Origin of the sequence: Stomatobaculum longum, assembly GCA_000242235.1 — a bacterium.
Lineage (GTDB): Bacteria > Bacillota > Clostridia > Lachnospirales > Lachnospiraceae > Moryella > Moryella longum.
In genome coordinates this window covers 128184-142435 of the sequence record JH590863.1, presented here as the reverse complement: position 1 = coordinate 142435, position 14252 = coordinate 128184, and the positions used below count along the sequence as shown (strand labels likewise).

At 57.6% G+C, this 14252-nt stretch carries 10 protein-coding genes; 1 reads left to right on the top strand and 9 read right to left on the bottom strand.

Annotated features, from left to right (window positions below; all coding sequences use genetic code 11):
- From HMPREF9623_RS06410 to HMPREF9623_RS06385, 6 genes are all read right to left on the bottom strand, one after another.
- Positions 1–861 (bottom strand): prephenate dehydratase, encoded by an 861-nt coding sequence (locus tag HMPREF9623_RS06410; RefSeq protein ID WP_009533080.1) that lies wholly within the window; start codon positions 859–861, stop codon positions 1–3.
- Entirely contained in the window at positions 858–1607 is a 750-nt protein-coding gene (locus HMPREF9623_RS06405) for a lysophospholipid acyltransferase family protein (protein ID WP_009533079.1), read from the bottom strand. Before HMPREF9623_RS06405 ends, HMPREF9623_RS06410 begins: the two co-directional genes overlap by 4 nt.
- A gap of 143 nt (positions 1608–1750) precedes the next feature.
- Positions 1751–4351, bottom strand: a complete 2601-nt coding sequence (clpB, locus tag HMPREF9623_RS06400; protein ID WP_009533078.1) for an ATP-dependent chaperone ClpB — start codon at positions 4349–4351, stop codon at positions 1751–1753.
- A 120-nt stretch (positions 4352–4471) separates the two neighbouring features.
- Positions 4472–6745 carry a DNA internalization-related competence protein ComEC/Rec2 gene (locus tag HMPREF9623_RS06395; protein WP_009533077.1) on the bottom strand — a complete coding sequence of 758 codons (2274 nt, stop codon included), beginning with the start codon at positions 6743–6745 and terminating at the stop codon, positions 4472–4474.
- A gap of 60 nt (positions 6746–6805) precedes the next feature.
- Positions 6806–7783, bottom strand: coding sequence for a GerMN domain-containing protein (locus HMPREF9623_RS06390; RefSeq protein WP_009533076.1), 978 nt, complete (start codon positions 7781–7783; stop codon positions 6806–6808).
- Positions 7773–9314: a sensor histidine kinase gene (locus HMPREF9623_RS06385; RefSeq protein ID WP_009533075.1), complete on the bottom strand. Its 1542-nt coding sequence runs from the start codon at positions 9312–9314 to the stop codon at positions 7773–7775. Before HMPREF9623_RS06385 ends, HMPREF9623_RS06390 begins: the two co-directional genes overlap by 11 nt.
- A 176-nt stretch (positions 9315–9490) precedes the next feature.
- Between HMPREF9623_RS06385 and HMPREF9623_RS06380 the strand changes: the two genes are divergently transcribed.
- Positions 9491–10504, top strand: coding sequence for a hypothetical protein (locus tag HMPREF9623_RS06380; protein ID WP_009533074.1), 1014 nt, complete (start codon positions 9491–9493; stop codon positions 10502–10504).
- Between the two features lie 90 nt (positions 10505–10594).
- On the opposite strand, the gene HMPREF9623_RS06375 is transcribed toward HMPREF9623_RS06380, so the two are convergent.
- The 3 genes from HMPREF9623_RS06375 to HMPREF9623_RS06365 are packed head-to-tail and all read right to left on the bottom strand — an operon-like array spanning position 10595 to position 14247.
- Positions 10595–11782 carry an ABC transporter permease gene (locus tag HMPREF9623_RS06375; RefSeq protein WP_009533073.1) on the bottom strand — a complete coding sequence of 396 codons (1188 nt, stop codon included), beginning with the start codon at positions 11780–11782 and terminating at the stop codon, positions 10595–10597.
- Complete coding sequence (locus HMPREF9623_RS06370; RefSeq protein ID WP_009533072.1) at positions 11766–12503, bottom strand: ABC transporter ATP-binding protein; 738 nt, start codon at positions 12501–12503, stop codon at positions 11766–11768. Before HMPREF9623_RS06370 ends, HMPREF9623_RS06375 begins: the two co-directional genes overlap by 17 nt.
- A complete protein-coding gene (locus HMPREF9623_RS06365) occupies positions 12490–14247 on the bottom strand; it encodes an efflux RND transporter periplasmic adaptor subunit (protein WP_009533071.1) in 1758 nt (585 codons plus the stop codon). Before HMPREF9623_RS06365 ends, HMPREF9623_RS06370 begins: the two co-directional genes overlap by 14 nt.
- Positions 14248–14252 lie beyond the last annotated feature (5 nt).

The window sequence follows — 14252 nt, the reverse complement described above, 5'->3', positions numbered from 1 at the left end:
CTAGAAGCAACCCAAAATGCGCAAACTCGTGCTGAGACGCTCCACCTCTCGGAGCGCGCGCTGTACCGCAGCTTCTTCCAAACTTCCCGAAAAATCGAGAAAGAAACGGTATGCCCAGCTGACTTCCGGTACGGGGCGCGCCGCGAGGCGGAGCAGGTTAATGCCTTCCGCGTAGAGTGCGCCGAGCACATGGTAGAGCGCGCCTGCCTCGTGGCGGGTCTCCATCATGAGACTCACGGTCTTTGCGCCACACAAGTATAACTTTTCTTTTCCGACAATCAGAAAGCGGGTTGTGTTCTCCGCGCGGTAGTTCAGGGTCGGAATCAGCACCTTGAGGCCGTAAATCTGTCCCGCATAGGCGGAGGCAATCGCCGCGGCGCTGCTTTTTCCCATCGCCTGCACCAGCTGAGCGGCAACGGCGGTATTCGAAACCGCGACCGCCTCAATCTCCGGGTGCTCCTCAAAAAACGGCGCACACTGCTTGATGCCCTGCGGGTGCGAGTAGACGGTTCGGATGTCCGCGAGGGCGGCATCGCCGCACGCGAGCAATGCGTGCCGGACCGGCAAGAGATACTCGCCGACCACCGAAACCTCGCGCTTTGCGAGCGCGTCGTAGCTGTCCGCGACACTGCCCGCGGTCGAATTCTCGATCGGGAGCACGGCATAGTCGCCTGTGCCTTCATCGACCGCGCGCACCGCCGCATCAAAGGTCTTCACATGCGAAAAGCCCGCTTCCGGATACTGCGAAAAAAACTGCACGGCCGCGAGATTGCTGTAGGCACCCTCGAGCCCCTGATAGACAATGCGCTCTGCGTGCGGCAAGCGCTCACAGCGCTCGTAGCCGAAGGTATCCTGACTCATGCGCGGCGCCGCTCCTCTTCGACCAGCATCTCGCGAATCCGCGCCGCCGTGTACTCGCTGACCTTTTTCTTCATCTCCTGCGGCAGTTTTGACGCGCGGAAGGGCTTTCCGAATTCAATCGTGATGTCGGTCGGGCGGACTGCCGGGAACTGATTCTCCCAGAGCACGTCGGTGCCGTAGATTGCGACCGGTACAATATACGCATTCGCGCGCTCGGCTATTTTAAAGCTGCCCGCGTGGAAGGGGCTCAGCGCGGTCGGGTCGGGATTCTTCGTGCGGCTGCCCTCCGGGAATACCCAGATCGAGGTTCCGTTCTTCACGAGTTCCGTGCAAGTCTTGATGGTCTCCATGCCCTTCCGGATGTCCTTCCGGTCGAGGAACTGGCAGTGCAGAAGCTGCATCCAGCGGCGGAGCGACGGCACCTTATAGAGCCCGTCCTTCGCGAGGAAACCGGTCTGCACCGGGAGAATCGGATAGGTGCAGATGATGTCAAAATAACTTCTGTGGTTGCCCATGAAGACAACCCCCTCGTCCCGGGGTATGTTCTCGAGTCCAAGGACGGTCAGTTTCTTCCCGCCGAGTGCGGTCCGCGTGATGACGCCGAGTATCCAGGCGACATACCACTGCGCGCGCTCCGAGACGCGATGCGGGTTGAACAGCTGATAAATCCAGAGCACCAGGAGCACCGGGAGACCCAGAACCAGAAATAAAAAAATCTCGATAAAGCAAAAAACGGCGCGAATCATACGCACTTCCTTCCCACGGCGATTGTATTTTTATCTATTTTACCACAATGTCCGGAAATTGACGAGACAGCCTCTCCGGACACAAAAATAAGCCCCGGTTTCCCGGGGCTTATCTCTTATATCAATTCTGTTGTGCGCATCTTTCAGACGACCACTTCCGCCTTGAGACCGCCCTTCTTCTCGTCGACATCCATCCGAATCACAGCGCCCTTATGCAGTCCGCTGTCGCTGCTCAGAATCAGCTTTGCCGCGAGGGTCTCCACATGCTTTTGCAGGAAGCGCTTTAACGGTCTCGCACCGAAGGCCGGATCGTAGCCCTCGTCCGCGACATACTGCTTGGCCGCAGGCGTAAGTTCGATCGAAATCTCCTGATCCGCGAGACGCTCATTGGTCTCCTGCAGAAGGAGATCCACAATGCCGCCGATATTCTGCTTCGTGAGCGGCTTGAACATGATGATCTCATCGAGACGGTTCAGGAATTCGGGGCGGAAGTGCGCCTTTACGTCGGCGTCGACCGCCGCGGCCGCCTCGGGCTTAATATTACCCTGCTCGTCAATGCCGTCCAGAAGATACTGGGAGCCCAAGTTACTTGTCATGATGATAATCGTGTTCTTAAAGTCCACGGTCTTTCCGAGCGAATCGGTGATGCGGCCGTCGTCAAGCACCTGCAAGAGGACATTGAACACATCCGGGTGCGCCTTCTCGACCTCATCGAACAGAACCACGGAGTAGGGCTTTCTTCTGACTGCCTCGGTCAGCTGGCCGCCCTCGTCATAGCCCACATAGCCCGGAGGCGCTCCGATCAGACGCGACACGGAGAACTTCTCCATGTACTCCGACATATCAAGTCGCACCATGGCGCTCTCATCGTCAAAGAGAGCCGCCGCGAGGCTCTTCGCGAGCTCGGTCTTGCCGACACCGGTCGGGCCGAGGAACAGGAAGGAGCCGATCGGCTTCGACGGATCCTTGATGCCCGCCTTGCTTCTCTGGATGGCCTCCGCGACCTTCTCGACCGCTTCATCCTGGCCGATGACGCGCTGATGCAGGGTGTCGTCGAGATGCAGGGTCTTATTCTTCTCGGATTCCGTCAGCTTTGCGACCGGAATGTTGGTCCAGCGGGAAATAATCTTTGCGATTTCATTCTCGGTGACTGCCTCGTGCACGAGCGAGAAGTCCTGCCCCTGCACCTTCGCCTCCTCGGCTGCGAGCTGTTTCTGCAGCTCGGGAAGCTTGCCGTACTGAAGCTCTGCGGCCTTATTCAGGTCATAGGCCTGCTGCGCCGCCTGAATCTCGTGGTTCGTATCCTCAATCTGCTGCCGGATTTCGGCGAGCTTCGAGACACTTGCCTTCTCATTCTCCCACTTTGCCTTTGCCTCGGCAAACGCTGCCTTCTTCTCGGCAAGCTCTTTCTCGATGGCCTCGAGTCTCTCCTTCGAGAGATTGTCGGTCTCCTTCCGGAGCGCCGTCGCCTCGATTTCGAGCTGCATGCGGCGGCGATTCATCTCGTCGAGTTCCGCCGGCAAAGAGTCGAGCTCGGTCTTAATCATCGCGCAGGCCTCATCGACCAGGTCGATTGCCTTGTCGGGCAGGAAGCGGTCGGTGATATAGCGGTCCGAGAGCACGGCCGCGCTGACCAGTGCGCCGTCCTGAATCTTCACATGGTGGTAGTTCTCATAGCGCTCCTTCAAGCCGCGGAGAATCGAAATCGTATCCTCCACGGTCGGCTGATCCACGAGAATCGGCTGGAACCGCCGCTCGAGCGCCGGATCCTTTTCAATGTACTTCCGGTACTCGTCAAGGGTCGTCGCACCGATGCAGTGGAGCTCGCCGCGCGCAAGCATGGGCTTTAACATATTGCCGGCATCCATGCTACCCTCGGATGCGCCCGCGCCCACAATCGTGTGGAGCTCATCGATGAAGAGTATCACCTCGCCCTCGCTCTTCTTGACTTCCTCGAGCACGGCCTTCAGTCTCTCCTCGAACTCGCCGCGGTACTTGGCACCCGCGACCAGAGCGCCCATATCGAGCGCAAAGAGCCGCTTGTCTTTGAGCCCCTCGGGCACATCGCCGCGCACAATACGCTGGGCAAGTCCCTCGACAACGGCTGTTTTGCCGACGCCGGGCTCACCGATCAGTACCGGGTTATTCTTGGTCTTTCGGCTTAAGATGCGGATTGCGTTCCGAATCTCCTCGTCTCTGCCGATCACGGGATCGAGCTCCTGATCCCGCGCGCGCTCCACGAGGTCGTAGCCGTACTTATTCAGCGTGTCGTAGGTTGCCTCGGGGTTATCCGAGGTGACGCGCTGGTTGCCGCGAACCGTCGAGAGTGCCTGCAGGAATTTCTCGCGGGTAATGCCGTAGGTCCGGAAGAGTTCCTTCAGGGCGCGGTTCGGATTCTTTAAGAGACTTAGGAACAAATGCTCGACGGAGACATAGTCATCTCCCATCGCCTTTGCCTCATCCTCCGCGCCGTTCAAAGCGCGGTTCAAGTCCGCGCTCACATATTCCTGGCCGCCGCCGCTCACCTTCGGGAGTTTTTGGATCAGAGCCTCGCTCTCGTCGAGAAACGCTTCTTTTTGTATCCCCATCTTCGCGACGAGGCTTGCAATCAGGGAGTCCGAAACGGTCAGCAGAGCGCTGAGCAGATGCTCTTCGTCAATCTGCTGGTTGCCGTTTTGGCTCGCCAGCTTCTCCGCTGCGGCAATCGCTTCCTGAGATTTTTGTGTAAACTTGCTGATATTCATGCACTTCACCTCGCTTTGCTATGCTGCTATACATGCTATATAACATTCTTTGAACTGTGCCCAGTATAGCAGTCGTTGTTAGCACTGTCAATAGATGAGTGCTAATTTTTTCAACTTTTTTCAGTTTGGCAAAAGTTCCACCGAAAGGGCTCCCTCCTTCGCCGTGCTGTGCACCTGTCCCGCATGGCGGCGAAGACGCTCCATCGCCTCGGCGTGCGGATGCCCGTAGGAATTGCCCCGCCCGCAGGAAATCAGCGCGCAGTCCGGCGAAAGCAGCGCGAGAAAGGCCTCGCTGCTCGCCCCTCTCGAGCCGTGGTGTCCGACCTTCAGGAGATCGATGTCCGTGAGCGCGGCGCGCTCGGCAGCCCGTTCGGGAGCGGCAAGCCGCTCCAGCAGTTTCTCCTCGCTCGGCTGTCCCGCATCGCCCGTAAAGAGGCAGCGCTTGCCGTTTGCCGTGAAGAGGAGGATTAAGGACTGCTCGTTGACCTCCTCCGGCAGCACCTCCCGCGGCGGCCAGAGACAATGAAAGTTTCCGTAGACATCGCCCGCGCCCATAAAGAAAAGTTCTGTCTCCGGATTTTCCCTGAGCGAAGTCATCAATTTCGCATAATGCGAATCGGTCTCCGCCGCCGGATTCAAAATGACGCGCTTCACCCGTATCCCCGAGCCCCTGCTTGCAAGGTAGCTTAGGCCGTTCGTGTGATCCAGATCCGCATGGGTCAGAAAGGCGGCGTCCACGATTCCGAGTGCGCGGCTCATAAGAAACGGCTCTATGACCTGTTTCCCGCAGTCCGGCCGCGAAGTGCTGCCGCCGTCGATTGTGATGCAGCGGCTGCCCTGCTCGATTACGATGGAATCGCCCTGGCCTATGTCGAGAACCCAGACACGGGGCACGCGGCTCCTGATCGGCAGGAGACTGATCCCCGCGCCGAGCGCGGCGCAAAGGAACAACACGAGGCGCAATGTCCGCTGCCGCTTCTCTTTGGGACGAGACTCTCTGTCGAGTAGCAGCCGGAAGCTAAGCGACAGGCAGAGGCTGTAGGCGACAAGCTGCCAAGCCTTCGGCCGCCCGAGCAGGATGCGGTGAAACGGCAGATGCTCTACAAAACGGCAGAGCAGAATCTGCATTCCGAGCGCAAGGTGCAATATTTGTCCGCAACACAGCGCGAGCGGCGGCGCGGCGAATGCCGCGGCGAGCAGCATAAACCCGAGTAGCAGCAGCGCGCCTGTCATCGGAATGACAAGTAAATTGAGGAGTATGCCGTAGGGCGGCAGGGAAAAGAACCAGTAGGAAATGACGGGAAGTGTAATCAGAAAAACCGTGAGACTCTGCAAAAACGCGGCACAAAGCTTTCGCCTTGCCGCAAAGCGCTCCGTGAGTGCCTTGCCGGGACCGCCGATTGAAAAGACTGCGAGAAAAGAGAGTTGAAAGCCGCACTGAAAGAGTTGCAGCGGCGAGAGGAAAAGAAGAAACAGAAGGGCAAAGGCGGCAGCGCTCCGAAGATCATAGCTTCTGCCGAGACAGAGCGCGAGAAAACCGAGGCCGAGCATCAGGCTGCTCCGAAAAACGCCGGTGTCTCCGCCGGTCAGCGCCGCATAAAGGCAGAGAAACAGCGCCGTGACGACAGCGCTCAGAGAAAGCCCGCACTTTTTCCGAAGCAGACGGTAGAGCGCGAGCCCCAGAAAGCCGGTGTGCAGCCCGCTGATTGCGAGCAGATGCGCAATGCCGTTTTTCCGGTAGAGATCGTAGAAGTCCTCGCTGAGCGCGTGCTTGTCGCCGAGTAAGAGCGCGGCGAGATAGCCGGCCTCCTGTTCGGGGCAGACTGCTTTGAGCCGCTCCAGTGCAACGCTTCGAAAGCGCCTGAGCCCCTCCGCGAGCGGACTCGCCCTGCCCTCCACGCGATACCGCCGTACCTGCATGCGGTGCGTCACACCGCGCGCGCGGCAATAGGCCCGGTAGTCAAATTCTCCGGGGTTGGTCGGCGCTGCGATCGGGCTTAAGTTGCCGCTCGCCGTCAACACGCGCCCGAGCGCGAGGCGCTCTCCGTCGCTCTCCCGGAGCAAAAGGTACACGCTGCCGCAGCGGACGCGCGTCAGCTCGCCGCGCGGCTCGATTTCCGCAATGCGCCCGCGAAAGGTCGCAGCGGCTCCCTCGGCGCGCTGTAACTGCCGCTCGGCGCGCCCCGGCAAAAGGGCAAGTTGCAACCGAAGCGCCCCGGCGACCGCGCCGAGGACAAGGACAAGAAGGATGCGCCGCCGCACCCCGCGCCAAAAAAACGCTAAGAGTGCCGGGCAGAGACAGAGCAGGAACAGTAAAATTCCGCGGATTCCGGCGAGGCAAAGCAGCTCTCCAAGCACAACCCCGACTGCCAGTACTTCCAGCGGACGTCTCATATTCTGTTTTCTCCGAACTGAATTTTCTAAAGATAAATCAATTTACTTCAAACCGACTGCTTACTGCGATGCATCCGTCGCAGCGGTTTCGCTAGGCGAAGCGGTATTCCCGGGCAAGCCCTTGCCGACATAGTCGAGATTCTGCTCAAAGAGCGCGTCAAGGGAGATGGTGTCCCGGAACAGCACGGACTGGGAGCCCTCGACCGAGATGCGAACCCGCTGTACGGTTTTGAGTCCGGTCAAGGTGTCCACGAGCGCATAGAGACTCACATCGGGGCTCACGCCCGTGACCGGATTCAGAAATTCTTTGCTGAAATTCAAATAGCAGATGTTTTCATTAACCGAGATGCTGAGTAACTTGGTCTCCGGCGGAAGTATGGCCTTGCCACTGCCCCGCGGCCCCGCAATCAGCTGCTCCACCGCGACCTGCTCGAGCAGGGTGTTCGCGCGGTAGGTCACGCTGCGGGTCTCCTCGGTAAATTTTTTGCCGTCCGCCGCCGCAAAGTAGAGTGGCAGCTCCACGGTCTCATAGCTGTTCACATCCGAGACGCTGTTCACGAAATCATTTTCGCTGAAAGGCCCCAGAAGACTGCCGTCCACCCCGGCGAGCGGCTTTCCGCCGCTGTAAATGCCGACATGTTCGACGCCTATGATCTGCGCGAGCGTCTCGGTCAATGCCGCCGAGCAGAGGGTCTTCCGGTCGGTCTTCAAGTCCTGGTAGTTCTCGTCAAAGTAGACATAGAGCACCTTGTCGTCAAAACTGAAGGACTCGTAGCGCGTCTTGTCTCCCGTCGCCGTGATCAGATCCTCGGCGCTTGGCACATGCAGAAACTGCTGCATGAGTTCGCCGACCAGCTGATTCTTGTCCGTGGTCTGGGTCTCGTAAATGAGCGGCGTCAGTTTGGTCGCTGTCTTGTCCAGATAGTAAATCGCATAGCGCCCCGCCGACGGGTCCGCGCCCGCTTCCTTTCGGCTACAGCCGCAGAGGCACAGCAGGCAGAGCAGCAGGATGAGCCACCCTCTTTGTTTATTCGCCACGCGCCTCACCTCTCTTTCCCCGCTCTCTCCGGCTCTTCTTCTGCGAGGCCGCCTGGGCGGGCGTGCTACTCTCGATATACTTGAGCGGAATGCGCACCAGGAAGGTACTGCCCTTTCCGACTTCACTGGTCAGGCGTATCATGCCTTGGTGCAGAAGGATGATTTCCTTCGTGATTGCGAGCCCGAGTCCCGTGCCGCCGGTCTCGCGGGAGCGCGCCTTGTCCACGCGGTGAAAGCGCTCAAAGACCAGTTCCTGCTGATCCTCCGGGATGCCGATGCCGTTGTCCTCGACGCGGATATAGCAGAACTGGTGATCCGCATCGAGCGTGACCTGCACATAGCCGTCCTTCTGGTTGCCGTTATACTTGATGCCGTTCTCGACCAAGTTCATGATGGCGAGCGAAAGCTTCACCTCGTCCACCTCGGCCGTGACCTCCCGCACCGTATGCAGGGTCAGCTCGATCTGATTCACCTTCGCGAGCGGGCGGAGGCGCTTCAGAATCTGCTCGAGCATCTCGTGCATATCGGTCTCCTTCCGGTTCAGCACCGTGCCCGAGCGGTCCATGCGGACCAGACTCAGAAGGTCGTCGATAATCTTTGCCTCGCGGTCAATCTCCTTCGAGATATCGGTCATAAACTCCTTGTAGAGTTCCAGCGGCGCATCGCCCGCCGAAATCAGAGAGTCCGCGAGCACGCGCATCGAGGTAATCGGCGTCTTTAACTCATGCGAGACATTCGAGACAAACTCCTGGCGCGACTCGTTCAGCGCGCGAAGTTTCCGGAGCGTCGCGTTGACATCCTCGCTGATCTGTGCGGTCACGAGGTAGCTGTTCTGCTCAACCGTCTCGTTCAGATTGCCGACCGACACCTTGCGGAGCGCCGCGCGGAGTTCCGCGAACGGGCGCAGAATCAGAGAGGCCAGGATTACGCTGATCAGCGCGAGCAGCAGCCCGACCGCCACCGTAAAAATGCGCAGGGTCTCGCCCACCCCCTGCAATTCCGTGCGCTGCAATTCCGTGGACGAGATGAAGAGCAGCACCCCCTCCACCACTCTGTCTTCCGCCTTCACGTCAAGGGAGTCGTAAATTGGCGTAGTCTGCACCATGTAGTACTTGTCGGCATTGTAGTTGGTCGCGTTCTCGCCGCGAAAGCTCCGTATCACCTCCGGCGCGATATGATAGCGTCCCTCGGCAAGATGGAAGCTGTCCTCTATGATGCGATAGTTCTGATCCACAACCAGAATGCGCCCGTGGTAACTCTGCGCGATGATCTCGAGCTCCGAATTCAGACTGTTGTCTTTTTTGTCCTGATTGTGGAGATAGCCCGTCCGGGTCAGCTTGGTCGACAGGATGCCGCTTCTCTCCTGCACCTCTGCCTTGTGGGTGTCCAGGAGACTTTGCCGGAAACTGTTGGTCGCCACCAGCCCGGAAAGGCAGAGCGGCAGGAGCCCCACAAGAAGAAGCAGCACAATGAGTACGTTTTTGAGCCGTAGAGGCGGCAGCTTTTTCGGAAACGGCGGATGCTGCGGCATCGGAACACTCCTTTCAGGGCTTGACCTCCGCGCTGCAGCGCAGCGCGTGTTACTCTTTATTCTACACAGCTTCCCGCAAAAAGGAAAGCTGCACAGCGCCCGTCGCAAAAAAGCCCGCTTTGTAGTATACTTTGGGTAAACAACGGCTGTTCCAAGCCGCGCGAAAGGATGACGCTATGCAAGTAAACGAACCCGCTTCCGACCGCACAGCGCGGGAAACACCCCACCTCTATGTGCGCCAGGAAGATCGCTACGAAGATTTGAGCTCCTCGGCCTCGGCCTTTTTGATTGTCGGCATTGTGATGAGCGTGCTAACGCTGCTAAGCTTCGGTCAGCAGCTGCATCTCCCCTTCGCTCTGCCGACCACCGCACTGATGCGCTTTTTCCTTCTTGTCTTTGCAATCGGTGCCTTTGGCCTCTATTGGAAAACGCACCGGGAAGCTTCCCGTGCCTACTCGCACATCGAGGAGGAACAGCGCATCACCGAAGAACTGGAGAGCTGGTTCCTCGCAAGCTATGCACCGGAGCAGATTGACCTCGAAATTCTCGGCGCAACCCGCCACCCGCTCCGCGCGGAGGCGCTCGCCCTGAAGCGCTTTGACTTTATTCAGGACTGCTTCTTACAGCGCTACGACGGCATGGACGAGGGCTATATTGAGGCTCTCTCCGAGGAGCTCTACAAGAAACTCTTTGAGAGCGGCCACTACGGAAAAGCCGTGCTGAAGAAAGCAGACGCAGCCGTCAGCGAAGAGCAGCGTAGCGAGACGGCACCGCAAAATGCGGCGCCGCAGGATATGGCACAAGCGAGCGAGGAGATGCAGCCTGTCGATGCAGTGCAGTCCGCGGAGATACCGGAGACAGCGGCATACAGTACAGAGCCGCAGACCATGGCACCGGAAAATAAGGCAGACGCTTACAATGCGGCGCTACTGGACACGGCGCAAGAAAATGAGGCCGTAGCATACAACGCGGAGCCACAGGACACGGCGCAGGAAAATGAGGCCGTAGCATACAACGCGGAACCGCAGACTATGGAACAGGCGGAAGCTGTTCCGAGCGAACACGAAGCTGAGACGGCAGACAGTGCCGAGACGCTGTCCGCCGTAGTTTCGGCGACCGAAGATGCAGCGGCGGCTTCCGCCGAGACAGAAGCCGCTGCCCGCGACGAAGCTTCGGTCGAGCAATCCTAAAGCAGAACGGGAAAACCGCTTCTTTGATTCGAGATACAAAAAAAGTCAGGTCTTTCGACCTGACTTTTTCGATGTGGGTAATGTTTACTCTTATTCACTTCGCAGCGCATCAATCGGATTCAATGCAGCCGCGCGCTTTGCCGGCATATAGCCAAACAGAAGACCGATCGCAACCGAGACGGTAAATGAGATAAAAACAGCGCTCGGCGTCGCCGCGACGCTGTATCCGAGAAATATGGTCACAATATTCAGTATCCCACTGCCAATTCCAATGCCGATCAGTCCTCCAAACACTGAGGTCGTGATTGCCTCAAGCACGAACTGTTGCAGAATCACCCCGGGACGCGCGCCGAGCGCCTTCCGGATACCAATCTCCCGCGTCCGCTCGGTGACTGAGACCAGCATGATATTCATAACGCCAACACCGGCGACAAAGAGAGAAATACCCGCGATGCCGCCCATCAGAACCGACATCTGCGCCATCATCTTGTTGATCTGGTCAAGCATCTCGCTCATCGCCATCAGGTGATAGTTCTTCTTATCGCGGAAGATGCTGTAAAGATAGTCCTGAAGCGCCTGTTTTGCCGCTGACGCCTGCGCCTTATCTGTGCTTGCCGTCGAAAAGACATAGGCACCCGGCTTGCTTGTTCCGCTGAACCGCAGCGCCGTTGAATAGGGAAGCAACATCACATCGTCCGTGCCGCTCTCCTCCATTCTGCCTTTGCTCTTCCTCGTCAAAACCCCGACTACCTGCAGGTTTTTTCCGCCCAACGTGACATTCTGCCCAAGCGCTGCGTCCGAAGAGCCAAACAGTTTTTGCGCCGGATACGCGCCGAGCACACAGACTTCCTGCTTTGCGACAACATCTGCATAGTTCAGGAAACGTCCCTCGGCCACAGTCTTCTCTGTGAGCGCGGCATAAGTCTCGCTCACACCGGTAATGGTGGTGCTCTCAGACTTGACACTTCCCACTTTCAGCGTTCCATTGCCAGGTGAAACTGCCGGACTGACGCCCTCAAACAGTGTGCTGTTTGCATCCCGGAAGGCATACATATCCTCCAGGCTCACGGAGCGGCTTGGCTGGTTGACAACTGTCACATTGATATTTTTTGCGCCGAGATCCGCCCACTGCGACAGCTGATTCTGCATATAGCCGTTCAGCAGACTCACAAGGATAATGACGGACGCGACGCCGATCACAATGCCAAACATAGTGAGAGCAGAGCGCATTTTATTGCTCCAGATGCTCTTTAACGCAAGCTTAAATGATTGCAGCATACTCCTCCGCCTTCCCGTCAAAATTGATTTTTCCGTCCTGAATCCGCACGACGCGCTTCGCTCTCACGGCGATGGAATTGTCATGCGTGATCATGATGATGGTATTGCCCTCTTTGTGGAGTTCCTGGAAAAAATCAAGAATCTGACGGCTGGTCTTTGAATCCAGCGCGCCGGTCGGCTCATCGGCGAGCAGAAGCGACGGATTCCCGGCCAGTGCTCTCGCAATCGAAACGCGCTGCTGCTGTCCGCCGGAGAGCTGATTCGGCATATTTTTTGCCTTCTCTTTTAATCCCACTCTCTCCAGCTGCCGGAGAGCGCGCTCTTTCCGCTCATCGCCGGGAATATGCGCATAGAGCAGCGGGAGCTCCACATTTTCAAGAAGATTCAGGCGCGGGAGAAGATTATACTGCTGGAAAATGAAACCAATCATGCGATTTCGGATATCTGCAAGCTCATTCTGTGTCATGTCGCCGACATCCTCGCCACCGAGAAGATAGGTGCCGGAGGTCGGTACATCCAGTGCGCCGATGATATTCATCAGCGTGGACTTGCCTGAACCAGACTTGCCGACGATTGCGACGAACTCGCCCATCCGTATGGTCAGATTCAGATGGTCATTGGCGTGTACCACCTCATCACCCATCACATAGGTCTTGCAGATGTCCTTTATCTCAATCAACACTTCGCCCTGGGGAATGTGGACAGTCTTAACTTTGCCCATTCTCGCCACCACCCTGGTCGCCGCCGCTCTGCTGTCCACCGCCTTCTGCATTCTCAGCGCCGCTGTCGCCGCCTCCCTCTGCAGCTCTGCCATTCATCATCATCATCCCGGAGTCTGTCACTTTCGGCTGCACATAGACTTCATCGCCCTCTTTGAGATTGCCCGACGTGATCTGCACTTTATCTGCGCTGATCAGACCAATCTCCACTGTCTCCTCGCGGAATCCTGCGGGCACCGCGCCCTTTGCCTCTGTCACAGATGGATCTCTTACGTAGACTTTATTGTCTCGCAGCAGCGCGTCTGCCGGAATGCAGAGCGCGTTCTCCGCGGAGCCGACCAGAATTTTCGCGTTGATGTTCATGCCCGGAAGCAATTTCTCTGTGTTGTCAAGCGTGACCTGCACCGGATAGGTCGAGACACCATTCTGCGATGTGCTCTCCAGACTGATATTCGTGACAGTCCCGCTGAAGGTTTCTCCCGGCAGCGCATCTGCTGTGATCTCAACATGCTGTCCCAGCTGAATCTTTGAGACATCTGTCTCATCGATTGCCATTTTGAAGTTATAGGAGCTCATATCATAGATGGTCGCGAGCGTTGTAGCCGACTGCCCACCGCTCACACCTGCGCCGCCGATCTTATCGCCTACCTTGTAACTCTTCGTGATAACTTCGCCGTCGATCGGAGATTTGATCGTATAGTTGTTCAGCGTCTCCTTCGCGCTGTCCAATGCTTTCTGCGCGCTCTCGACACTGCTCTCGGCTGCATCCACCTTATCGGAATATCCTTGCAGCGCATCTTTTACCGACTTGGCAGTCATCGTGAAAACAGGTGTGCCCGGCTGAATATAGTCGCCGACATGCACCAGAATATTCACGCTGTCCACTGCGCTTCCGAGATCCGCTGTCATACTGCTGGACAGCTGTGCCTCAAACTTGCCTTCCTCAACGCAGCGAAACCCATTGATCACCGCACTCACCGCTGTACTGCTTGTGATTCCGCCGGGATTTTTGAGCGAGACCGTCACTTCTCTGACCAGTCTGCCGCCGGAAAGCGCCTTCTCCTGCGCGCCGACAGCAATCACGGTGCCTTCTACCTGCTCCATCGTATCCGAGAGCGTCAAAGTCGCCGGACTCCCGACTTGAATCAATTCTGCCTCGCCGGAGAGGAACGGAATGCGCACATTCATCGTCGTTTCATCCGCCAAGTCTACCAGATTGCTGCCCGTGCCGATTTTCTCGCCGTCTGTCACATAGACTTTGGTCACATAGCCAGCGCGAGTCGCCTTATAAACGCCGTCTCCGTATTTGCTCTGCGCATCGCTCAAATCCGCCTGCGCATTTGCGAGCGCTTTTCGCGCGCGAGAGAGCGCATTTTCCGCATTCTTGACATCCGATGCCACAAGTGCGCTGTCAAACCGGTATAAAATCTGATCTTTTACGACATGATCGCCAATTTCGAAATTTGCCTCGGTGATCGTGCCGCTCGGTACCAGAGAGGTAATCGAATAGGTATCCTTCGCGGCGATGGTTCCCGTCGAGGAAATCTTCTGCGAAATATCCTCTCTCGTCACCGTGCCTGTACTCACCGCCACGCTTGCCAGCGCTGCCTTCTTAGCTGCTTCCATGCGGTTGTGCACAATCGCGCCGCCAATGCCGATCACCGCCAGCGCAATCACCGCGCGCCGTATGTTTCTTCTGGCTCCTTTGCTGAGCCCCTTCTTCTTCGGCTTTACTTCTTCTGCCACTGCCT

Excerpts from the sequence above, each read along its gene's own strand:
- HMPREF9623_RS06410 (WP_009533080.1), bottom strand. The coding sequence starts at position 861 with ATGAGTCAGGATACCTTCGGCTACGAGCGCTGTGAGCGCTTGCCGCAC.
- HMPREF9623_RS06405 (WP_009533079.1), bottom strand. The coding sequence starts at position 1,607 with ATGATTCGCGCCGTTTTTTGCTTTATCGAGATTTTTTTATTTCTGGTT.
- clpB (WP_009533078.1), bottom strand. The coding sequence starts at position 4,351 with ATGAATATCAGCAAGTTTACACAAAAATCTCAGGAAGCGATTGCCGCA.
- HMPREF9623_RS06395 (WP_009533077.1), bottom strand. The coding sequence starts at position 6,745 with ATGAGACGTCCGCTGGAAGTACTGGCAGTCGGGGTTGTGCTTGGAGAG.
- HMPREF9623_RS06385 (WP_009533075.1), bottom strand. The coding sequence starts at position 9,314 with ATGCCGCAGCATCCGCCGTTTCCGAAAAAGCTGCCGCCTCTACGGCTC.
- HMPREF9623_RS06380 (WP_009533074.1), top strand. The coding sequence starts at position 9,491 with ATGCAAGTAAACGAACCCGCTTCCGACCGCACAGCGCGGGAAACACCC.
- HMPREF9623_RS06375 (WP_009533073.1), bottom strand. The coding sequence starts at position 11,782 with ATGCTGCAATCATTTAAGCTTGCGTTAAAGAGCATCTGGAGCAATAAA.
- HMPREF9623_RS06370 (WP_009533072.1), bottom strand. The coding sequence starts at position 12,503 with ATGGGCAAAGTTAAGACTGTCCACATTCCCCAGGGCGAAGTGTTGATT.